General features: G+C 28.6%; 2 pseudogenes. Both read left to right on the top strand.

The features are described 5' to 3' along the window. A pseudogene (locus CQA75_RS08990) lies at nucleotides 1-247 on the top strand (hypothetical protein); the annotation flags it as partial. Nucleotides 248-258: 11 nt separating this feature from the next. Continuing rightward, a pseudogene (locus CQA75_RS08985) lies at nucleotides 259-493 on the top strand (hypothetical protein); the annotation flags it as partial.

Raw genomic sequence — 493 nt, 5'->3', positions numbered from 1 at the left:
AGAAGATAAAAATAAGGCTAGAAGATTATTAGAAAAGCTTAATATCATAGGACAAAACAATCTTAAAGCTATGTATATAGGGATAAATGGAAATAAAGAAAGCTTAGAAGCTACAGGGAAAAGAGAAAATAATACTAGTAAGACAAATACAAATACCGATATTAAATCACAAACAATAATACCACCTCATTTTATAGGTAGATTAGCTACTACTATCATTATAGAAGATGGTTTATATATAGGATGAAAGGATAAAAAATGAGTGAAACTTATGAAATTTATACCCCTAATGGATTGATATTAGATGTGGAAAAAGATACCAATAAGATAATCTTTAAAAAAAACGTTAAACCCACAGGCAATTATACCCAAGAATATTCTAAAGCTTTGTTTAAAGCTGATCATATCTTAAGAACTTCTCCTTATATCGATTATAAGCCTCAATACCTAGATCCTGAATTTCACACAGGGCAAAAATCTACTTTGCTTGAAT

It is taken from the genome of Campylobacter taeniopygiae, assembly GCF_005406225.1.
Lineage (GTDB): Bacteria > Campylobacterota > Campylobacteria > Campylobacterales > Campylobacteraceae > Campylobacter_D > Campylobacter_D taeniopygiae.
Note: the sequence above shows the minus strand (reverse complement) of the source record. Positions and strands in the feature narration are given on the sequence as shown.